Here is a 20,589-nt window from a genome sequence, read left to right as displayed (position 1 = left end):
GCGGACTGCGAGACGCGGGCGCGGCGCCGCGAAGGCCGGGAGCCGACAGGAGCGCTTCGCTGATTCCCATTGCAACGCCGGCCGTGACGGACTTCGGTGCGAGGGACAGGATAATCTCCCGGGGGAGCCTCGCGGCTTCGGCAAGCAGAACGACCGATGTCACCGCTGTGATTGAGCCGACAACCAGGGCGGCTAACATCGGAACGATCGCCGCGGTAACAAGCTTGCGATTTTGATAGAGTGGCACGGCGAGCGCGACTGTCGCAGGCCCGAGCAGGAAATGTACAAACTGCGCGCCGGCGAAATAGGTTGTGTAGGAAGTGCCGGTCAGAAGCAAAAACAGGCTGATAATCCACATTGCATGCAGGACCGGGTTCGCAAGTGGATGGCGATGCGTTGCCAAGGATAGCGCATCCGTGATCGCATAGACCGGCAACGTGGCAGTCAGCCAGAGTAGCGGCGACTGTGAAAGATAGACCCAGAGCGAGTGGGGATTGTCGTTCAATTCGCCTCCGGCCGGCCGATCAGGCGGCTAACAAGCAGGAAGGTCAGCACGGTCACGAGCAAAGTGACGGTCACCGAGAAGATGAGCACTAGAATACTGATACAATTGAAGTAGATCTCATGGCCCCTATCGCTCTTGAGGAAACCGAATGCGCCCCCTGGATCGATCTGCACGACCGTACCTATGCCGTCCATCAGGCGCTCTTGGTCCTGCAGCTACTGCGCGCTTGATTGAAGCTGCCTCGCACACAATAGACGAGATCGGCGTACGCCTCATCCTGCTCGCCCGCCCCGCTCGACATTGACCCTCCCGCCAACTCGTGCCGCGGCTCGCGCAAATGGCGCTGTCGCCTTTCCTCCTTATGTCATGATTGCTTCAATGCGCTTACTTTGCAACCAACCGTCCGCCTTTCAAGCCTTTGTCCCGACGGTTGATTTTCACGAAATCAACAGTTGGTATGACACTTGCTGTCCGACCCCGGGGTCCTCCCTTCTGGAGATGCGCATGCAAAGTGTCCTCTACATCAAGCAGATCTCGCGACCGCGCGTATCTCCCATTGCGCCTTTGACGTGGCCATTTTCTGCCCCTTCGATTCATTTTCGCCGGACCTGCCGGACGGGCCCGCTGAGACGCCGGCCAATCATGCGAGGGGTCTGGCTTCGGCTGTTCCGTGTTGCTCATCGATCGCGTCACCGACGCCGTCATAGGGCGGAGGATCAGCCAACTGTTTGCGATGGCAATTCGCAAGATCGGGAAGAAAAATGACGCTCCTGTTGTCTTCGTCGGCAAGCAGAGAATGGATACCGACAACGCGCACGTCGAGTCCGGCACCGCCGAGCGCATCGGCGTCCTCTACCTTACCTGTATCGCGGAGCTCAGTGCCCAGGATCTCCTCGTGCTCGGCCTTGAGACAAAGCGAAGCGTCGTTCGGACAGGACCCTAGTTTCTCGCCATCCAATCTGAACAGAGCCGGGCCTGTAGCCGCTCGTGCTGCTTGGTTCGTCTCGCCAGCTGAGTCGCCAGGGCCCTCGGACTTTCTATCACTGCCAGACCATCAACAAGGACGACGGCGCGGTGATCTCCGATTTGGCCAGTGCGTCATCTGCGAGCTGGACCGATCCTTTCGCATGTACAACGGCGCTTCGATTGCGGCGTGCCGTTCAGCCTCGGACCAGGGATGGTGGCGGCATCTCGGCTGTTTGACGGGACGATCATGCCGGCGCAGCCAGCGGCAATTCGGGAATGGCGTCTGACGCAGGGTGCGAGCGCTCAGACTTCACGAAGAACAAACCCAAGAGTTCAGGTCATGGAATGGAATTTAGCTCTGCCTGAAACAAGCGCAATCGAACACAGTGACAGGGAGGAGCGGTGTTCTGAGGCGCCCATCATGGATCTCTTTAGCTTCACCGAATGCGCGAACCAGACGCATTCGCTCAGCGCGCTGTTCGAGCTCCTTGTAAGCTGTGCCACCGAGGAAGGGTTCAGTGAAGTCGCTTACGGCGCTCTCAACTTCGTCGAGCCACTTCGGCTGGCGGAGTGTCCACCTCCGACTGTGGCTGTGAAGTGGCCGCCAGACTGGTGCGACCGATACTTCAAACGCAAGTACCATACTATCGATCCGGTGGTCCGCCGGACGCCGATGCTTTCGCGGCCGTTTTTGTGGGATCAACTCGCCGACCACTATCAACTTCAACCGGACGAGAGACGCGTACTGGACGAGGCGAGAGAGGCGGGCCTGAAGCATGGTATGAGCGTGCCATTGTTCGGCCCGTTGGGTCGGGTATCTGTGGTGTCGTTTGCATCTGCGTCCGACGATGCTGATCCTCAGGACCGCATCGGTCATCTCAATGCGCTGGCCTGGCACTTTCACACCGCCTATGGCGAGATAGCTCGTCCCTCCAATGGTGGTTGCGACCGAAAAGTTGCACTATCTAAACGGGAGATCAGTTGCATGCGGTGGGTGGCGGAGGGGAAATCGTCATGGGAAATTGGAATGATCCTGGAAATCAGCGAGAATACAGTCAATTTTCATATCAAGAATGCGATGCGAAAGCTGGGTGCGACCAGCCGGATTCAAGCGATCGTTATGGCTATTCGCCTCAATGTTCTTTGAATTCATCAGTCGAATGGAACGAGCACCAACTGCCAAATTTGTGCTTCCAGCTTCTGGCAAGTTCAGCATGGCACTTTCGGCCAAATCGCAGATACAACGCTCATCGAGACAAGCGATCTCAAACCTCACGCTGCCTCAGGTTGTGGAGCTCCATAACCGTCGGCGTCGTGTCGAATCGACTGAGCTGGTCCGCCACCGTTGGAGTCAGGCGGCGTCGTTCCATCCAGCCGGTGACCGAGGCTTAGCGGCTTAGCCGCGCTCGGGCCTGGTGCTTCGGAAGTGCGGCAGGGATGCCGCGAGGGAGAGGAGCGTCTGAAGAAAGAGCCCCGACCGTGGTCGGGGCCCCGATTTACGCAATCGCCTGGAGATCACTATTTGGCAAACGCCGGGCCAAACTTGTAATTGAGCCGTGCCGTGATGAGATCGACGTCCTGGTGGACGCGATCGGCGCCAAGGGCCGTTGGGAAGCTTACGTTGCTGTGCTGCATGAACAAGTGGGTATACTCGACGCCAGCTGACCAGTCGGGCGTGAGGCTGACTTCGGCACCGGCGCCCAGCGCGCCACCCCAACGCACATCATTGTTTTTGGCAATCTCGGTGCCAGTAGCCACCGAGTTGACGTGATAGGTGTTGCTGGTCACCGCAGCACCGCCCTTGGCGTAAAGCATCACAGCATTGAACGCGTAGCCGATATGGCCGGTGAGCAGACCGAACGCATCTGTCTTGGTGCCAATAGTATCTGCTGGGAAGGCGGTGCTGACATTGGAGCCGCTGAAGTCGGCCCAGTTGCCCTGGCCTTCGATGCCGTAGACCATTTTGAAGATGTGCCAACGATAGCCAATCTGCCCGCCAATGGTGCCGCCAGTCGAATTATGGCAACCCTCGGGAGTGACGCCATTGAAATCCCAGCAATTGCGGCTCGTTCCCCAGCCGCCATTGACACCGATATAGTAGCCGGACCAATCGATAATCGGGACTGCGACCGGCAGCGGGGGCGCCTTGATCTTGACGGGCTGCGCGGCGAAGTCCGCGCCGAATGCGGGAGCGGCCGCACTGAGTGCGCCGATGCTTGCGGTCAGAATCAGAAAATTCTTCATTCGAGTGTCGTTCCTTTCGATGCCCCCCGGCGCCGTGCGTTTAACAATATGATCGCGAATTGCTGTAACTGCGGCACAACATGTCTTCGAAAGAAATGGGGCCAATCGCACGCCGCGTCAGATTGTGAAGCGCGCAAATTGCCATGCACTGCCTCGACCGAAATGCTGCGGCCTGACAGTGGTCGCTTGGCGCAGGTCCTTCTTTGAATGCGATCCGTTCGTGATGGCCTGTGATGCGACAAAATGCTGCGAGGTGTTTGGCGAGGCCAGTAAAGTGGAACCCAGAGCAAGTCGGCGACGAGGCTGCACAGCCGCGCTATTATTCGCTGGCGCCAGGAAAGGCATACCGTTTTCTCTCCTGATCTTGGGCTCGGCGCGAGCTTGCACAACTTCAAGGAAGAGCCTTGTCAAGCGCAGCCGCATCGGCTTCTTGACGCCCTTCGATCAAGGTAGAGATTGAGGAACATCGTGCTACACTTGTAGTAGGTCCGGAGCCAAAGCGATCGAGGGCTGTGATCGACCATCACCGCATCGCTCATGACCGTCCTGCCGGAAGGATGAGCCTGAGCGCCCGAGACGCGTCCTCGATCAGCGGTCTTCATTTGCCGAACTCTCTGAACAGCGAGCATGCACGGGGCGGGTTGGCCCAGCCTGGCTTTGGCGCTAGCTAGTTAGCGACAGAAGGAGCGGGTCGCCAGAAGAGCTGCACAGCCAACAGTCGCCCCGAACGTGCTCGTCTTCAGCGGCGCAGAGCATGAGTGGAGGAAGGTCAGCTGGACCACGCTCTGACCCGGTTGTTTTCCTGCCGCATAAGATTCCCAAGAGCCTTAACGAAGCCAAACCCACCTGGCAGTAGAGGTGCAAGCGCCTTATTGCTCGCTCGACGGCGCCAGTTCAGCCCGCAACTTGCGTATCGCCTCGTTTGCAAGAGTCAAAGTATTCCGTTCGCCGTTCCTTATCGAACACTCAAGGAATGTTCGCAACCGGCTATGAAGGACCGTCTTGAGATTATGCGCCAGCAACGGATCCTTCTCGACGAAGCGCCAAGCCTTATCAAATGCGACGCTCACGATAGCATCTCGCACCTGCACTTGCTCGGATAAGAACTGATCCATCTCAACACTCCTCGACGTCCTGATACAAGAAAGTACCTTGCCAAAAGCTAACCGAGGGTCTGTGGCTTGTCCCAGCAAGTAAGACATCAGGGCCGCAGCTCGCTTGCCTATCGAGCCGCTCTCGGCGCTTCAATGAAGTTTATAGATGTTTGTTGAAGTTCCGATGACCGAATGTCGTATTGCCATGCGCGATTCGAATAATCCAAAAACGCTTTAAGCGAGCACGCGTTGTTCGCGCGCTTCGTTGCCGAAGTGCTCTTGTTGCTTGGCATCGGTCAATAGTTGTGGCTCTTCTTACTGCAATCGGAAGATCCGCGCCATGCCAATCACGACTAAACTCGAACATGATGAAAATTGACCGTTCAGCTCCTTTCGCAGTCTCAAGCCAAGAAGCGTTCAAATCGCAATGCTGGTTGTCATGCCGTTTTTGGAATCATGTGGCGTGTTCCGAACGCTGCTTGTTTGCTTTCTGACATGTGCCCGCGGCCCGTCGTCCTGTTGTTCGACCCTGCGCATGGCCTCCTGCTCTCGGTGCGGTTTGCTCCAGGTGAGGCCCACTAGAACGTTAGCCGATCAGGTTGCAAATATCCTGCGGCAGCGAAGTAGTTTGAGGAATCTGCGGGCGTGTAAGTGTCGATGATGCCGTCGATAGCGTCCCAGAGACCGCACGACAGTGCGTTCGGCAGCCTTTCGCAGATTTGCTTTGAGCTTTGCGAAGGCGTTCTCTATCGGGTTGAAGTCGGGGCTGTAGGGCGGAAGATAAAGGAGCGTTGCGCCGGCAGCCTCGATCATCTCGCGGACATGCGGCCCTTTGTGGCTGGAGAGGTTGTCCATGATCACGATGGCATCGGTTGGAAGCTCGGGGACGAGCACCTTTTCGACATAGGTCTCGAAGGCATCGCGGTTGATGGGACCATCGAGCACCCAAGGTGCGATGATGCCGCGTGTGGTTAGAGCGGCTACGCAGGTTGTTGTTTTCCAATGTCCATGAGGAACGCTGGCCCGCAGCCGTTCGCCGCGCTGGCAACGGCCATGTGTTCGCGCCATGTTGGTCGATGCCCAGGTCTCATCAATGAAGACGAGCCGGTTCCGATCGAGCTTGTCCTGGCTCTCACGCCAGGCCTCGCGCCGCGTCAAGACATCCGGGCGATCCTGCTTTGTGGCATGGGCGGTCTTTTTTTACGCGTGATCTTGTGGCGCTCGAAGAAGCGGCGGATCGTGCCATAGCCAAAGGATAGGCCTTGTTTGCTCAAGCTATCGCGCAATTCCTCGATGGTGATATCGGGCGTGGCCTCGAGCAGAGTCAGGATCGTCGTCTGATGGGCATCGATCAGATGAGACTTGCGATCGCCGCCCTGTGCTCTCGGCTGGGCGTCACCTTGTTCCCGCTCGCGCATTCGCCAGCGGCTCACGCTCGCCGCGCTTTCCCCAAATCGGTCGGCAGCCTGCCGGCCGGAAATGCCCCCTGCAATACAGGCCAGTACACGTTCGCGAAGAATCGCGAAGATCCATCGACAGCGGTTTCGCCATGCCCGCCGGCCTCCCGTCCGGCCAGCAGCTTGAATCATGAAACCGCTGATTTGTGAATCCCCAGCGACTCAGTCCGATGGGCTAACGCTCTAGAGAAGAGGAGCGAAATGCCGCGGCAGTTGCGATGCTCTCCTACCGCCCGGCAAAGGAATGTGGGGTGCCGTTCGTTGCGGGTTTGTAGGAGACAATGCCGCAACGAGGGCCGAACGCATTGAGGAATCACAAGGCGGCGATAGCCGTGCGAATGTCTCGCACGCATGTGTTGGGTTGCGCTTCCCCGCTACCAGCCCTTGAAGTGGGCCGCAGGCGTATAAGACACCATAGCTATCAGGAGCTCGAGGAACAGCAAGGTCTAGCTGGATTGAATGTAGCTGTGTCATCTCCGGCGCGAGGTGGTTTAATAGGGCGCGCCTGATTTCGAACATGGTAGCGAGCAGTTGCGATATGGAAAGCCAGCGGAAGCGGCGCGCTTACGGGACGGTGAGCCCATAAACCCCAAGCCTTCGATCCCTGATGCGTACGGCCGTAGCACGACTGTCAGCCCAGCGATGAACGTTCGATAAACGCGCCCTCAACCGCCAGAAAAAGCCAAATGAAATCTCAGCCCGCTGCTGCACGTGACAGAATTAGTTTGGCGATCTTCAATTGGTTGGCGGGAGTTCGCAGAACTGCCGGTAATGCCGCCACTGCCTGATCGAGAAGACGTCCCAAAACCTGAAGGTCTTCGGGGTTGTAAACGCCACGGTCTCGCGACAGTCGCGCTGTTCGCCGGTCGCCGGCGCGGTCAGCGGTTCTCGTGTCGCCGAGGTGGCCGAGCTCCAGTTCCGCCGTAATCATTTGGTTTGTGAGTGCGTTAAGCAGTCGGATCGCTTCGAGCTCGTTGCCTTCTTCGCTTATGAGGGCGGCCACGATGTTGAGTTGCAGGTCGATGCGATCCTCGAGGTCCTGTATGCGTGAATTGGAAGGGTCAAGTTCCACGGTGTTGCTCCAGAGTAGTTAAATGCAGGGCAGGCTGAGTAACGGTTGTGTCGTGCTTCCCCGTTCGCGACATGGCTGACGCGACGCTAGAATGAATGGCTGCTGCACCAGGCAAGGTGCGCACGCACGGTCGCCGAGGAGAGAGGGTGGCAGGCATGTGCCGCGAAAGGATCGCAAAGCCGGAATCGAGGGTATAGAGCGCTGCGAACAGCGTTGTAGATGACCCGTCATTTGATTGGACCGTCGAGCCGGTCGAGCGCGTCGGGCAATGGCCGTGACTCCAGCCAGCGGGGACGCCGCTGATGACGGCAAGTCGAGAAGCGGCCGCCCGAACTGCTGCGGGATTTCTTGCCGCGTGGCATAGCGATCGAGACGTAACCAGAGGGCTCGCGAGGCAGAATGCCATACGGAGCGCTTGGCGCTGGAGGAAGCTGTTGCTGAAGATGCGCCGTTAGCTGGCCCAGAACTGGACTCCTCATCATGCCAGACAATAATGGCCCAGTCCCTGCCAGGCAACCCAGAACCAACATCCGCTACATACATCTGCGGTTCCTCTCTGCAATCGTTGACTGGAGATGCCTGGCACGCTGAGCGTGCGGATAGGCTCCTGGAAGCTGTGCGCGCTGAGATCCAAGACCGGCAGATCGCGCACGTCCACCACTCGGTCCGATGGTGATGCAAGGATTGCTGACAAGGCATAACCGCGTCTTGATTTGTTCCAAGAGCGGCGACGCGTAGAATGAGATGGGGGGCGTCAGTCTGTAGGAAGCGGGTGTGGGCGCCGCCCGCCGACGAAAGCTGAGCACGCGAGCGGAGTGAGAATCCACGATCACACGACGTACCGGGGGCGGACAGTAAGATCGCGAGACTGGTCTCATCGCACGGATCGACATCCGTGCCTCGTCCTGGCCGGAGGATATGTGTCTTGCACTTAAGGTAGTTAGATAGCTGACTGTATTGCTTTGCTTGGAGGTCGCGACAGCGGCGGATTGTCGACGCTGCCCGCCTGGTCGGGGCGACAAGTCCAGCCCGCACCGTTGCAGAGGGCAGTTCGCCTGCCCGAGTTCTATGCAGCGCACGCATTTACCCTGGCCAAACAGTGTGCGTGAGAGCCGATCTTTTTGGAGGCTTTTGGTATGATGGCAAAGGGGGAGGCGACAACGCGATAGATTGCGCGCCAGACGTTGCGATTGGCCATCCGACCGCGTTTGCGCCGCACGTGCGTCGATTTCAAAGATTGAGCGGTGTCGTTGGGGATGCAGCCACGAGAAGCTTGAATTGGCCCGCGACTATGCTGAAAGCAAAAGGGATTCATTGTCACACGACATTCGTGAAATGTGCTTTCCGGAAACCGGCGAACGACTTATGGGTATTCGGCAGAAATTAGTAAAATTGAAAGTGTCGATGGGATGCATCCAGCTCGTGGATAGCGAACGCGAGTAATCTCATCGCCTACATCGAAAGCGCGTTAATTAGTTGTTTCCCGCCATCGCCGGTTACCTGCGAGCCAGATCAGCTCGGCACGGCTACTATTTGTCTATCATCGGCCGTAGCGTCTCCTTCAGGTCGACATCGGGTAGCTCTGCGAGCGCTCCAACGAACGCGAAAAACGCTCCAAAAGCGGCAAGTATAAGAGAGCTTGCGAGTATCGCTGCTCCAACGTCCTGAGGGCGTCTCATCATCCGTGTCACTTTGGGCTTGGGGAGGCGGCGTTGATGCCAATCAGTTCTGCTCGACAGTTTCAACATGACCGTGGCGCCAGCGGTAAACGAGAAAACCAGGAGCCGCATCGTCTCCCTTTGTATCGAACCAGACTGGGCCAATCACGGTATCGATCGGCCGTGAACGAAGTGCACTGGCGACGCGCAGCATTGAAGGAGCCGGTCCGGTTCACCGCCTCTGCCCATGCTTGCACGGCTGCATAGGCGTAAAGCGTGTAGCCTTCAGCGGACAGGTTGGAAGCTTTGAGTCGGGCTACCACGCCGAGCGCATTGGCATTCCTGGCGGGGCCGGCATGAAGGTAAACAATGTGTCATTTTCAGCGCTGCTGGTAATGGCCCAGAATTCAGAGGTCATCAACGGATCGCTCGCCATGACGATGAGTCCGCTCCTGCTTCTGCTGCCTGGCGTACAAACAATCCGATTTCGGTATGATAGCCGCCGATATAGGCGACGCGCACCCGATTCTTCTTCATTCTTGAGACCAACGCCCTCTAATCCTTTTCACCGGCTACATAGCTTTGCCGAATGACTTGTTCACCGAATCTCTTAAGCTGTGCCTCGAGGCCCTTGCCTGCGGTGCTCTTGTCGTCGAGCACTGCGATCTTGTCGTCAGGGTAGTTCCGGTGAATGTACTCAGCGGCAACGGTGCCCTGTTGGTCGTCGCGGCTGCAGTTCCGAAAGACAGAAGGCCGCGTTCTGTTAGCTGAGGATTTGACGAGCCAGGTGACACCTGAAGGATGGCAGCTTCGGCGTAGATATCGGAGGCCGGGATCGACGAAGAGGAACAAAAATGGCCAACGACCAACCGGACTCGCTCTGTTGTGAGCTTATTCGCGACTGCGACAGCTTGCTTCGCGTCGCAGGCGTCGTCGGCGACACTCAATATCACCCTGGTATCGGGAGGTAGGCCCGAAGCGTTCAACGCCTCGAACGCCGCAGCCGCACCATCGCGCATTTGCGCGCCGAACGCAGCGCTGCTTCCGCTCATTGGGCCAGCCACGGCAATACTGACCTCGGAACCGCGCGCAGCCGAGGCGAGGGCGCAGAAGAGAACCGCTGCCCGCGCAGCAGAAGCGTAACGCCCATTTAACATTGTAGAGCTCCCAATGTTCACCTGAAGTGAACCGCCAGCAGCTGTGATCAGACGTGCCTGCAGGTCGAGGCTGCCTGCCAAGCGAAGCGTGCGTTAGGTCGGCCAGATTGCGACCACGGTAGAGCCTACAATTTGACGTTACGTGCGGTTCAAGCCCCGTTTGAGGGGAGCCTCGATCAAGGCGTCAGGGAGCGCGGATCGGCGAGGCCACGACGATCTGTCCGGTTGAATCCGTAAAACTGTCGGCCCGCATCAGAGTCGCCGATCAACCAAGCGTCGTCGCGCTTTCAGCTTGCCAAGGCCGATCGGCAATCCTATGCGGAGCTGGCCATGAGGACGTCAGTACGGCTGATCCTCCAACCCGCCAAGGGCGAGATCGAGATATTGCATGAGGCAGGGATCCCAACCAGCCAGACTACGGGGGGCGCTTAATCGTGCAAGTACCTTCAGGATCATCGAAACGCGTGAATCGGCGCCGGCGATTTCGCTGATCAGCAGGCGTGCTGCAACTGCGACAGCCTTTGCCCGCTCGCCGCAAGGGTGCTCGCCCCGATCCATACAATCACGCAGGTCGTCGCGGATCCGCCGCCACCGCTCCTCGCGATCTGCAGCTAACTTGCAGGTGCATCGGGACGTCTGACTACGCGTTTCGACCCGCGACATGGCATTCAGGGTGGCAGGCAGCTCATCCACACTTACCTGGATCTCACTGTCGTTGGTCATGTTGCGCAAACGATCTCGCAACAGAGTTGTTCGAGCGACTTGAAGTTCTATCCGCTCTAGATGTTTGCGCAGCAGGTCGGTGAGTGAGGTCGTGCCCTCCATAGCTTTACGGATCTCGATAAGGGAGAAGCCAAGCTCACGTAGCGCCCGAATCTGGTGAACCCGTTGCACGCTTTCGCGGTCGTACATCCGGTGGCCGCCGTCAGTACGCTCTGAGGCTGCTAGGAGCCCCGTGTGTTCATAATGATGCAGCGCGCGTACCGTTACTCCGGTCGCCTCTGCAAGTTCGCCAATGCGCCATCGACGCCTTCGTGGTGTAGCTTTGCTCATGTTGTTCATTTCAAAGCCTACAACCTGACGTCACGTATGATTCAAGCTATTTCAAAGCTCTAGCTGGATCGTCTTCCATTCCAGCGCGAGAGTGGTGACTATCCTTAGAATGGCGGGGGATCAACCCTGAGGGGAAATGTTGATCAACAAGTTCGTCAGGCATGCCAGTTGAGCCTCGCCAGCCGCTGTACGCTCCAGGATGAGTTTGGCGATTGCTGTGCGATTCTCCGGATTTCGCATTGATGGCGGTAACGCCGTGGCCGCGCCATCATAAGGGCTTCCCAGGACGGAAAGCTCTTCCGGATCGAACACCTCGCTGCATTGCTCCAACGTTCAGCTCCTTGTTTGTCATTGCGTCAGGGCAGCGCACGTCGTCAAGACGTTTGGCCGCGGTAGGGCCAAAAGAAGTCAGACCGGCGGCGCAGAGCGACGAAGATGCGATGTACTCCAGGGTGATGCGACAGGGCAACACGCGGCGCGATGCTTGCTTCGACAGGGCGAGAGATCGTGGTCATATGCATGAGCGATGACCACCACGCTCACTGTGCGTGGTGGTACAGCTCAGAAGAAGAGGAATCGTCTCCGCTCATTGGGAGCCGCTACTCATTCTGAGAGTTGACGACGACAGCCCCGTGCCGATCCTGCTGTATCGAGGCAGGTGCGCCCGGAGGCCGGGTTGCAACGTAAAGGCCTGGCTTGGCAGCGAGCGCGTCGCTCCGTCCCTGTCTGTAAGAGGGCCAACAGTCTGAGCCGCCGCTCGCACGACGAGCCTGATGCCAACGTGCGAAAGAGCTACACAACGTCGTCATGATAGCCGTCCGCTGCTAGGATCACTATCCAGCGACGATGAGTTCGAGCGAGGCGGGCCTCAATTGCGTGCTTTGAGATATGTGTTGGGATACGAGGTTCGCAGACTTTGCAAACGTCCTTACGGCTACGGCGAGACAGATCGTGCGAAATATCCGGCAGCATCCGCTCGTTCCGAAGTGCAGATGATGGAGGGCTCTTGTGCAGTTGCCATGCGGGAAGCCTCCTGCAACAATATCCCTCGCATCCAGATGCTTTCCGGGTCGCTGTTGTGAAGCACGGGCCATTGGACCGCCTCGGTGAAGGCGGGGAATGGCTGCGGAAGCTCGGCAATCCGAAGGGGCATCGTTCTTTGGAAATGCTTTACGAGCCTTAATGGCATCGTCCCTATGCGGTTCGTGCCTACCAGAAGGGGCGGGATCATGCTGAAGCTCTGCACGAGAATGTCGATGCGCCGATTGAGGCCGAGATCGAGTAAAAAGGATTCCTCGACCGGGATCTTGCGCGCACCTCCGAGCTTAACCGCAACGTGGCCCATCGACATATACCGATCGAATGTAAGCCGCCGTAGTAGTTGGCTGTTCGTGCAGCAGCCTATGCAGACGAGTCTCTCCTCGAACAGGGCCGCCCTGGGGTGCGCGCTGGACATGAATAATTCCGGCAGGATAACAAAATCGACTTCGCCGCGGCGGAGAAGCTCATCGTGCTGATCTGTGAGCGGCACCAGTTCGAAGCTGACACCGGGTGCTTCTCGCGCGACGCGCTCCACGACATTTCGGAAGAATACGACTGTTATAAAATCGGAAAGGCCGATCCTGAATCGCCGATTCGATCGAGCCGGGTCAAACACGTCCCTCGCGATAATGGAGAGCTCAATGTGCATTAGAGCCTCGCGGACAGGAGCTGCGAGTCCTTCCGCGCATGAGGTCGGGACAAGTTCCCGCCCTCTCATCGCAAACAGATCATCACGGAAATAGGTGCGCAGCCGGGCAACGGCTGCGCTCATGGCCGGCTGACTAAGGTTAATCTTGCGTGCCGCTGCGGTGAGGTTGCGCTCAGTCATTAGAGCATCCAGCGCGACGAGAAGATTTAGATCCAGACCGTTGAAACGCATGTCTTCTTATCCAGCACAAACCATCCTTGCGGTGCATACAACGAGCGGCGACGGCTCGTCTGAAGCGGTCTTATTGCGTCGCCGGAATGGACGTCGGTTCCATCGTGCGATCGCGAGAAGACGCTCGCTGGATGATCGCAAGAATGGCGAGCAAGGCGGTAGGCCGACCACCAGCGGCCGGAAACCGTCAGGAGTCCCGAAGCTGATCGGTCTCGCTGCTTCCGGCGATCCACGCAACAGGACCCGGTCAGTTCGTTAATCGCAGATCAGTGTCCGGCCGACGCCGTGAGTTCGCCAAAGCGCCCTGTCGACGGGATGCGTAGTGCAGCGTTAGTCACGGCGGCCAGCCTACAACCTGACGCAGTGTGGGGTTCAAGCGATTTTATTGGGCAAGCCAAACATTATTGTTCTGGAAGAAGCGTGCGCGATATTGCTGGGCTTCACCTGTTTGCAGTGCAGGCGCATCAAACCACACCTGCGAGGTCACCACGCTCACCACCCGGCAAGTCTTATCGCAGCCTCCCTGTGGCCTCTAGCAGCTTCGCCCCCGAGACGTTGAAGTGATTAAGCTGCCGAGCACATCGAAGGATTTAATAGCGTATTTGGAACGTGCCGAGAGCGGCTTATGGTGAGCCTAGCAGCGCCTGCGAGTTGGAGGCTCCTGAAGCCCAGATGCCATGTTGGATGCCTCCTCCAGCAATATCCGCCTCATCCAAATGCTCGCCGGGTCGGTATTGTGGAACGCAGGCCACTGCACAGCCTCGGTGAATGTTGGCAGGGGGAGCGGTGGTTGGACGATCCGCAGCGGCATCCGCTTTTCAAAGTGTCTGGCGAGCCGTAATGGCATCGTGCCGATACGGCCCGTGTCTAACAATATCGGCGGAATCAGGCTAAAGCCCTGCACAACGACCTCAATGCGTCTCTTGAGGCCGTGCTCAAGCAAAAACCATTCTTCTAGGTTTGGTCTCAGCGCCCGTCCGAACTTGGCCGCAACGTGCCCCATCGAAATGTATTTCTCGAACGTAAGCTGCCGCGATAGCTGCTTGTTCGCGCGGCATCCCACGCACACGAGGGTCTCGTCGAACAGCGTCGCCTTAGGGTGCGCGCTCGACATGAACAATTCCGGCAGAATGAGAAAGTCGACCTCGCCCCGGCGGAGCAGCTCATCGGGTTCATCGGAAAATGGCAGCAATTCGAAGCGTACCGCGGGGGCTTCGTGTGCAATACGGTCCACGATTCTCCGAAAAAAGACGATTGTCATGAAATCGGAGAGAATGACCCTGAAGCGTCGGCTCGAGTGAGTCGGGTCGAACGCGTCCCGTGATATGATCGAGAGTTGGATGTGCAGCAGGGCCTCGCGAACCGGACCTGCAAGCGCCTCCGCGCCAGGTGTCGGGACGAGCTCGCGACCTCTCATGGTAAATAGTTCATCGCGGAAATAGGTGCGCAGCCGCGCGATCGCAGCGCTCATAGCGGGCTGGCTCAGGTTAATTTTGCGCGCCGCCGCTGTGAGGTTGCGCTCCGTCATCAGAGCATCGAGCGCAACGAGAAGATTTAGATCGAGTCCCTTGAACCGCATGTTGTGAGTCTATCCATCGTGTGGATGTGTTCTATCGAAACAATCGATTTTACCAAATCGCGGGATGTTGGATAGCAAACATCAGTTTGGAAAAGTAATCATGGCATACCACGATGGCTGTTGGTCGTTCACGCGGGCTCAGAGAAAAACTCCTGGAGGTGCGAGCACCCGCCGCATCGGTTTCGCGGGCTGCGATGGGCGCGCCGTGCGAGCCGCATCGCTTCTTCTCGGTTGCGAAGCGCGCTCGATCGGACGCCAAGCGGGTCCCGATAAACGTTGGTATGCGTACTCCATCCGTTTCCATATTGGAGGTTTACCCACGTACACTTGAGGGCGCGTTCAGCCTCATTCTAGTGTCGCGGAATAGCGGCAGGTGCAGATTGCGCATGCCAAGTATTCCCGGCGACTGTCCAAACGGCTCGCCTGTCCACCGCATTCAGGGCGAGTCGAAGATGCATAAGAACCAGTTTGATCTAATGCCACTCCGATGCGCCCTCGAAGCGGCCCCGCGCATCGATGGCATGCCCTCAGACGTCAACACGTCGACAGCGATGCTGGACGAGGCGGAAAAGCTCCATGGTGCAGACAGGTTCTGGATGGTCCAATCGCCTCGTCGGCATCTTCCCGCATATCTCGCGCGGGGCATTGGCCGGGATGACGAGCGCGAACCATGCGATCGCTTCGTCGCGAGCGAAGGCGCACGGCACGGTGCAGGCGAGGGTGCTGAGCTCCTACGACGCATGGCAGCGCATTTCAGTATTGATCAGCGGTTCGGCGAGTAGCGACATCACGTGACCATCTCCGCTCTTAATTCCACTGGCGCAAGGAAGCCCGCCATGAACATCGCCGTATGCCGGACTGCGGAAGCTCCTTCTGCGCGCGCCCAAGTGAAGTGGAGCCGTCGCTGGGAAAACGAACTGCAGCTCGCCGATCATGCCGAGCTCGCCGAGTTCTTCCGCAAGAGTTACGGGCCGACCGGTGCGTTCAATGCGCAGCCATTTGAGGGCAACCGAAGTTGGGCCGGTGCAAGACCTGAGTTCCGCGTAATTGGTTACGACGCCCGCGGGGTAGCTGCTCACCTCGGGTTACTACGCCGCTTCATCAAGATTGGTGGGGTCGATCTCCTCGTGGCCGAACTGGGGTTATATGCGGTGCGTCCGGATCTTGAAGGGCTGGGAATCAGCCACGCGATGCGCGTGATGTATCCCATACTGCAGGAGGTTGGGGTTCCGTTCGGCTTTGGTACGGTTCGGCCTGCGCTAGAGAAACATATGACCCGACTGGTCGAAAGGCAGGGGCTCGCCACCCTCCTGTCTGGCATTCGCGTCCGCTCCACGCATCCGGATGTCTATCCCAATTTGTCGCCGATCCGGATCGAAGACGTGATCGTGGTGGTTTTCCCGGTTGGACGCTCGATGAGCGAGTGGCCGGCCGGGACGATCATCGATCGGAACGGGCCTGAGCTGTGAACGAGCTTTTCCCCCTATCTGCTGTCCGATGCGACTACGCTGACGTGAGCGGAAGTCGCCCTGTCTATTTGACCTTTGACGATGGGCCAAATCCATTTTGCACGCCAGAGGTGCTCGATGTGCTGGCGCAACATCAGGTTCCGGCGACGTTCTTCGTGATCGGCACGTATGCGGCCGACCAACCTGAACTCATTCGACGAATGATCGCGGAAGGACACGAGGTTGCGAACCACACGATGACGCATCCGGATCTATCCAGATGCGGACCTGCGGAGGTGCACGATGAAGTGTTGACGGCGAGCGAGGCGATCCGTTCGGCGTGCCCGCAGGCCTCGCCCAGGCACATGCGAGCACCTTACGGCATATGGACACAAGAGGTGCTCGCTATGTCAGCGAGCGCTGGTCTCACAGCTCTGCACTGGTCGGTCGATCCGCGAGATTGGTCCCGCCCCGGGGTTGATAGAATTGTGAATTCAGTGCTCGCGAGCGTTCGCCCGGGTGCAATTGTGCTCCTGCACGACGGATATCCTCCTGATGAGGAGAGGCTGTGCACTGATGCTACGCAGCGTGATCAGACCACGATGGCGCTGTCATATCTGATTCCGGCATTGCAACGGCGCGGGTTTGTAATTCGTCCGCTCCCTCAACTTCACTGAACAAAAACTGGCACCCTATGGACCTGCTCGCTACAACCAGTGCTGTCGCCGTTTCGTGTTATGCACTGCTCTCCACTATCTACAAGAGCGCGCAAGCGCTTTATGCCCAACCGGCGAATAACTCATCGCTGCAGGACAACCTGGGACAATCGGACGGGGTCCTTCCCAGTGTAGACGTCATCGTGCCGTGCTTCAACGAGGATCCAAACACGCTCGCCGAATGTCTGGAGTCGCTTGCGAGTCAAGACTACGCGGGAAAGTTACAGGTCTATGTGGTCGACGACGGATCTGCAAATCGCGACGTTGTCGCGCCTGTACACAAAATCTATGCGAACGATCCGAGATTCAGCATCATCTTGCTGGCAAACAACGTTGGAAAGCGCAAGGCGCAGATCGCTGCAATACGCAGCTCATCCGGGGACCTGGTGCTCAACGTCGACTCGGATACGATACTTGCTGCTGACGTTGTCACGAAGCTTGTAGTGAAGATGCATGACCCAGAAATCGGTGCGGCCATGGGTCAGTTGATAGCGAGCAATCGCAGCGAAACCTGGCTGACCAGGCTGATCGATATGGAATACTGGTTGGCGTGCAACGAAGAGCGTGCGGCACAGGCTCGTTTCGGTGCCGTCATGTGCTGCTGCGGCCCTTGTGCGATGTATCGTCGCTCCGCGCTCGCTTTGCTGCTTGATCAATACGAAGCGCAATTCTTTCGCGGGAAGCCGAGCGATTTCGGCGAGGATCGCCATCTAACGATCCTCATGCTCAAGGCGGGGTTTCGAACCGAATATGTCCCGGACGCAATCGCAGCAACAGTAGTTCCGGACAGCCTTGCGCCATATCTGCGTCAGCAGCTCCGCTGGGCGCGCAGTACCTTTCGGGACACGTTTCTTGCATTGCGTCTGCTGCCGGAGCTCGATGGCTATCTGACGCTAGACGTTATCGGGCAAAATCTCGGCCCGTTGCTTCTCGCCCTTTCATCACTGGCTGCGTTCGCGCAGCTTGTAATCGGCGGCTCGGTACCCTGGTGGACGGGATTGACGATTGTAGCAATGACGATGGTCCGGTGCAGTGTTGCAGCCCTTCGTGCTCGCGAAGTGCGGTTTCTCGGCTTCTCGCTCCACACACCGATCAATATCTTCCTCTTACTTCCTTTGAAGGCCTATGCACTTTGCACATTGAGCAACAGCGATTGGCTATCGCGCAAGGTCGCCAACGTGCCGACCGAAGGGGAAAAACAGTGTGTCATCCTGCACCCGAACGCTGGACGAAGTCCTGCAAGTATAGGGGGAATGTCTGGCACAATTCATAAGGCGGGGCCTTCGCACCCTTCATCGAACCTGGCGGCGACGGAGAGTGTTTGCGCTCGCGATCGTTCGACCGCCTTCAAATAGGTGGTTGCTCATGATCTCGGACAAAAACCATCAGCTATTAGAGCGAGAGTTGGCTGTCGACGATCCATGGCGCCTCGACAGCAGTTCGTTCGAGCAGGAGCGATACGCGCAAATGCTCCGGATGTCGCGTTGCAGTGGAGATCTTGCGTATGCCCTCGAAGTAGGATGTGCAGCCGGTGCATTCACGGACAGGCTGGCGCCGCTTTGCGAGCGACTCACGGTGGTCGATGTCATGCCGCAGGCGATCGAGCGAGCGCGACTACGGACCAGGAAGTGGTCACATATCACGTGGGTGACCTGCGACATTCAACGGTTCTCGACCACTGAGCAGTTCGATTTGATTGTCGTGGCCGAAGTTCTCTACTACCTCAAGGACATTGTCGAGATGCATGCGGCTATCCGCAACCTTGTGAGTATGCTTGCACCAAATGGAGCTCTGATTTTCGGGTCCGCACGTGATGCCACGTGTCAACGCTGGGGTCATGCAGCTGGTGCCGAGACGGTGATCGGTCTCTTTAACGAGAGTCTATCGGAGGTCGAGCGTCTGCACTGCCACACCGGGTCGGTCAACGAAGACTGCTTGATCGTCCGGTTCCGGAAGCAGGGTCACCCGTCAGAACAATCAAACGTCAGTCACTAGGCAGGAGTTCGTATGCGCATCTGCGGCATCAAGTTAACACATGACGGCGCAATTGCTGTCGTCGAGGACGGGCGGCTTCTCTTTTGCACCGAGCAAGAGAAGCGCGGCAACAGTCCACGCTATCAATCCGTCGAGAATCTCGATGCAGTCGTGCTCGCATTGGCGGAGCATGGCCTGGATCCGCGAGATATCGATCAGTTCGTCATTGACGGCTGGGATGGTGAGATCGAGTCGCATTTCCAGGTCCTCAGTGGAGCTGTGCCGATCGCGCTGAAAGGGGCGCCATACGTCGAGCGCCATGCTGAGGGGCTTCTTGATTCCGTCGACGGCTTTGGCCTGATCCTCGGCGGCAAGGTGTTTCCATATAAGAGCTACCCGCACGTCACGGGCCACGTCGCGTCAGCATATAGCACCAGTCCCTTTGCCAGCGCGGGAGAACCGGCGTTCTGTCTGGTATGGGACGGCTGCATCTTTCCACGTCTTTACTATGTCGAACCTCGGGGGGCGCGGCTCATTGGATCCCTGTTTCCGATGATCGGCCACGCCTATGCTGCCGCGGGCCTTCACTTCGGGCCTTACAGGCAGCCGAACCGCTCCAGTTGGGATTTGGGCATCGCCGGCAAGCTGATGGCATACATCGCGCTTGGCGCTGTCGACGAAAGCATCGTGGCGGTGTTTCAGGAGCTCTATGAAAAGCGCTTCGCGGCCGACACCGAGCAGGCTCGTCGCTACCGCGCGGACATAAACAATGCGGAATCGTCTCTCGCAGCTATACACGAGTTCTTTGAGGCAAGCGCATTGCGCCTGACGGCCAAGCGAGCGGAGGACGTTCTTGCGTCGTTTCATGTGTTCCTGGAACGTCTTCTTGTCAGGGAAATCGCGATGGTCCTGCTGCGGCACTCGTCGCTTCCGGGGGCGCGAAATCTATGTGTCGCCGGAGGTTGCGGTCTCAATATCAAGTGGAACAGTGCGCTTCGTATGACGGGACTGTTCGATGATGTCTGGGTGCCGCCGTTTCCGAATGACAGCGGCTCGGCAATCGGCGCTGCTTGCGGTGCGATGGCGGCGCAAAATGGCTTCGGGCCAGTGGAATGGTCAGTCTACAGTGGGCCGGCCCTGCAGGACAGCGAGCTTCCGTCGGACTGGGAGGCCGCGCCGTGCACTCTGCGTGAACTTGCGGCGATTCTCGCCGACAACAAGCCGATCATCTTCCTTTCCGGGCGCGCCGAGCTTGGGCCGCGGGCGTTGGGCGGCAGAAGCATTCTTGCAGCCCCGACCTCCCCAGCAATGAAAGATCATCTCAACGACATTAAGCGTCGCGAGCACTTCCGACCGGTGGCGCCGATTTGTCTGGAGGATCGGGCCCCAGAGATTTTCAACCCAGGTACGCCAGATCCTTACATGCTGTTCGATCACCAGACCCGCGCGGAATGGCGCGACAAGGTCCCCGCTGTCGTCCATCTGGACGGTTCGGCGCGGCTGCAGACAATCTCCCGCAACTCTCCGCACAAAATCGCCGAGCTTCTCGTCGAATTTGAACAACTCACAGGCGTTCCGCTGCTCTGCAATACGAGTGCCAACCTCCACGGACGTGGATTCTTTCCGGATGCTGCCGCGGCCTGCGAGTGGGGACGGGTTGAGCATGTGTGGTGCGACGGCCTGCTCTGGACCAAGACGGTCGTAAGGAAGTCATCATCGGCCGAACGACTTCTGTCAGCCTAAGA

General features: G+C 58.2%; 17 protein-coding genes and 2 pseudogenes. 8 read left to right on the top strand and 11 right to left on the bottom strand.

What is annotated here, in order from left to right; genetic code table 11:
* Positions 1–19: 19 nt before the first annotated feature.
* Together XI09_RS03275 and XI09_RS03270 are read right to left on the bottom strand one after the other, a co-directional pair.
* Positions 20–505, bottom strand: a pseudogene (locus XI09_RS03275) (LrgB family protein); the annotation flags it as partial.
* Positions 502–699, bottom strand: a complete 198-nt coding sequence (locus XI09_RS03270) for a hypothetical protein (RefSeq protein WP_161536467.1) — start codon at positions 697–699, stop codon at positions 502–504. The pseudogene XI09_RS03275 and the gene XI09_RS03270, both read right to left, overlap by 4 nt.
* A 476-nt stretch (positions 700–1,175) precedes the next feature.
* Here XI09_RS03270 and XI09_RS03265 point away from each other — a divergent pair, with 476 nt between their 5' ends.
* Together XI09_RS03265 and XI09_RS03260 are read left to right on the top strand one after the other, a co-directional pair.
* A complete protein-coding gene (locus XI09_RS03265) occupies positions 1,176–1,448 on the top strand; it encodes a hypothetical protein (RefSeq protein ID WP_271565637.1) in 273 nt (90 codons plus the stop codon).
* A 444-nt stretch (positions 1,449–1,892) separates the two neighbouring features.
* On the top strand, positions 1,893–2,618 hold the full coding sequence (locus XI09_RS03260; RefSeq protein ID WP_271565636.1) for a helix-turn-helix transcriptional regulator: 726 nt from the start codon (positions 1,893–1,895) through the stop codon (positions 2,616–2,618).
* A 371-nt stretch (positions 2,619–2,989) separates the two neighbouring features.
* Here the strand turns inward: XI09_RS03260 and XI09_RS03255 are convergent, their stop codons facing one another.
* The 9 genes and pseudogenes from XI09_RS03255 to nodD1 all read right to left on the bottom strand — a co-directional run bounded on the left by XI09_RS03255 (position 2,990) and on the right by nodD1 (position 14,706).
* On the bottom strand, positions 2,990–3,715 hold the full coding sequence (locus XI09_RS03255; RefSeq protein WP_271565635.1) for an outer membrane protein: 726 nt from the start codon (positions 3,713–3,715) through the stop codon (positions 2,990–2,992).
* 869 nt (positions 3,716–4,584) lie between these two features.
* Positions 4,585–4,830, bottom strand: a complete 246-nt coding sequence (locus XI09_RS03250) for a hypothetical protein (RefSeq protein WP_271565634.1) — start codon at positions 4,828–4,830, stop codon at positions 4,585–4,587.
* 557 nt (positions 4,831–5,387) lie between these two features.
* A pseudogene (locus tag XI09_RS03245) lies at positions 5,388–6,338 on the bottom strand (IS630 family transposase).
* A 622-nt stretch (positions 6,339–6,960) separates the two neighbouring features.
* On the bottom strand, positions 6,961–7,338 hold the full coding sequence (locus tag XI09_RS03240) for a NolY (protein WP_271565633.1): 378 nt from the start codon (positions 7,336–7,338) through the stop codon (positions 6,961–6,963).
* A gap of 2,230 nt (positions 7,339–9,568) precedes the next feature.
* The gene (locus XI09_RS03235) at positions 9,569–10,015 is read right to left on the bottom strand and encodes an ABC transporter substrate-binding protein (protein WP_271565649.1); all 447 of its coding nucleotides are present in this window, start codon (positions 10,013–10,015) and stop codon (positions 9,569–9,571) included.
* Between the two features lie 477 nt (positions 10,016–10,492).
* The gene (locus tag XI09_RS03230; RefSeq protein ID WP_271565648.1) at positions 10,493–11,206 is read right to left on the bottom strand and encodes a MerR family transcriptional regulator; all 714 of its coding nucleotides are present in this window, start codon (positions 11,204–11,206) and stop codon (positions 10,493–10,495) included.
* A gap of 120 nt (positions 11,207–11,326) precedes the next feature.
* The gene (locus XI09_RS03225; protein WP_271565632.1) at positions 11,327–11,536 is read right to left on the bottom strand and encodes a hypothetical protein; all 210 of its coding nucleotides are present in this window, start codon (positions 11,534–11,536) and stop codon (positions 11,327–11,329) included.
* Between the two features lie 604 nt (positions 11,537–12,140).
* Positions 12,141–13,127: a transcriptional regulator NodD2 gene (gene nodD2 / locus XI09_RS03220; RefSeq protein ID WP_271565631.1), complete on the bottom strand. Its 987-nt coding sequence runs from the start codon at positions 13,125–13,127 to the stop codon at positions 12,141–12,143.
* 634 nt (positions 13,128–13,761) lie between these two features.
* Positions 13,762–14,706, bottom strand: coding sequence for a transcriptional regulator NodD1 (nodD1, locus tag XI09_RS03215; protein WP_271565630.1), 945 nt, complete (start codon positions 14,704–14,706; stop codon positions 13,762–13,764).
* Positions 14,707–15,282: 576 nt separating this feature from the next.
* Here nodD1 and XI09_RS03210 point away from each other — a divergent pair.
* Genes XI09_RS03210 through nodU form a run of 6 tightly spaced genes read left to right on the top strand, consistent with a single transcriptional unit; the run spans position 15,283 to position 20,587 of the window.
* A complete protein-coding gene (locus XI09_RS03210; protein ID WP_271565629.1) occupies positions 15,283–15,501 on the top strand; it encodes a hypothetical protein in 219 nt (72 codons plus the stop codon).
* A gap of 41 nt (positions 15,502–15,542) precedes the next feature.
* Positions 15,543–16,175 carry a NodA family N-acyltransferase gene (locus XI09_RS03205; RefSeq protein WP_271565628.1) on the top strand — a complete coding sequence of 211 codons (633 nt, stop codon included), beginning with the start codon at positions 15,543–15,545 and terminating at the stop codon, positions 16,173–16,175.
* On the top strand, positions 16,172–16,831 hold the full coding sequence (gene nodB / locus XI09_RS03200) for a chitooligosaccharide deacetylase NodB (RefSeq protein ID WP_271553807.1): 660 nt from the start codon (positions 16,172–16,174) through the stop codon (positions 16,829–16,831). Before XI09_RS03205 ends, nodB begins: the two co-directional genes overlap by 4 nt.
* Before the next feature lie 17 nt (positions 16,832–16,848).
* On the top strand, positions 16,849–18,225 hold the full coding sequence (gene nodC / locus XI09_RS03195) for a chitooligosaccharide synthase NodC (RefSeq protein WP_271565627.1): 1,377 nt from the start codon (positions 16,849–16,851) through the stop codon (positions 18,223–18,225).
* Between the two features lie 10 nt (positions 18,226–18,235).
* On the top strand, positions 18,236–18,865 hold the full coding sequence (nodS, locus tag XI09_RS03190) for a nodulation methyltransferase NodS (RefSeq protein WP_271565626.1): 630 nt from the start codon (positions 18,236–18,238) through the stop codon (positions 18,863–18,865).
* 12 nt (positions 18,866–18,877) lie between these two features.
* The gene (gene nodU / locus XI09_RS03185) at positions 18,878–20,587 is read left to right on the top strand and encodes a nodulation protein NodU (protein ID WP_271565625.1); all 1,710 of its coding nucleotides are present in this window, start codon (positions 18,878–18,880) and stop codon (positions 20,585–20,587) included.
* Positions 20,588–20,589: the final 2 nt, after the last annotated feature.

This window comes from Bradyrhizobium sp. CCBAU 11386 (assembly GCF_028128955.1).
Lineage (GTDB): Bacteria > Pseudomonadota > Alphaproteobacteria > Rhizobiales > Xanthobacteraceae > Bradyrhizobium.
Note: the sequence above shows the minus strand (reverse complement) of the source record. Positions and strands in the feature narration are given on the sequence as shown.

Bases quoted from the DNA above. Each gene is read 5' to 3' on its own strand.
- XI09_RS03270 (WP_161536467.1), bottom strand. From the start codon at position 699: ATGGACGGCATAGGTACGGTCGTGCAGATCGATCCAGGGGGCGCATTC.
- XI09_RS03260 (WP_271565636.1), top strand. From the start codon at position 1,893: ATGGATCTCTTTAGCTTCACCGAATGCGCGAACCAGACGCATTCGCTC.
- XI09_RS03255 (WP_271565635.1), bottom strand. From the start codon at position 3,715: ATGAAGAATTTTCTGATTCTGACCGCAAGCATCGGCGCACTCAGTGCG.
- XI09_RS03250 (WP_271565634.1), bottom strand. From the start codon at position 4,830: ATGGATCAGTTCTTATCCGAGCAAGTGCAGGTGCGAGATGCTATCGTG.
- XI09_RS03235 (WP_271565649.1), bottom strand. From the start codon at position 10,015: ATGCGCGATGGTGCGGCTGCGGCGTTCGAGGCGTTGAACGCTTCGGGC.
- XI09_RS03230 (WP_271565648.1), bottom strand. From the start codon at position 11,206: ATGAGCAAAGCTACACCACGAAGGCGTCGATGGCGCATTGGCGAACTT.
- nodD2 (WP_271565631.1), bottom strand. From the start codon at position 13,127: ATGCGTTTCAACGGTCTGGATCTAAATCTTCTCGTCGCGCTGGATGCT.
- nodD1 (WP_271565630.1), bottom strand. From the start codon at position 14,706: ATGCGGTTCAAGGGACTCGATCTAAATCTTCTCGTTGCGCTCGATGCT.
- XI09_RS03210 (WP_271565629.1), top strand. From the start codon at position 15,283: ATGGTGCAGACAGGTTCTGGATGGTCCAATCGCCTCGTCGGCATCTTC.
- XI09_RS03205 (WP_271565628.1), top strand. From the start codon at position 15,543: ATGAACATCGCCGTATGCCGGACTGCGGAAGCTCCTTCTGCGCGCGCC.
- nodC (WP_271565627.1), top strand. From the start codon at position 16,849: ATGGACCTGCTCGCTACAACCAGTGCTGTCGCCGTTTCGTGTTATGCA.
- nodS (WP_271565626.1), top strand. From the start codon at position 18,236: ATGATCTCGGACAAAAACCATCAGCTATTAGAGCGAGAGTTGGCTGTC.
- nodU (WP_271565625.1), top strand. From the start codon at position 18,878: ATGCGCATCTGCGGCATCAAGTTAACACATGACGGCGCAATTGCTGTC.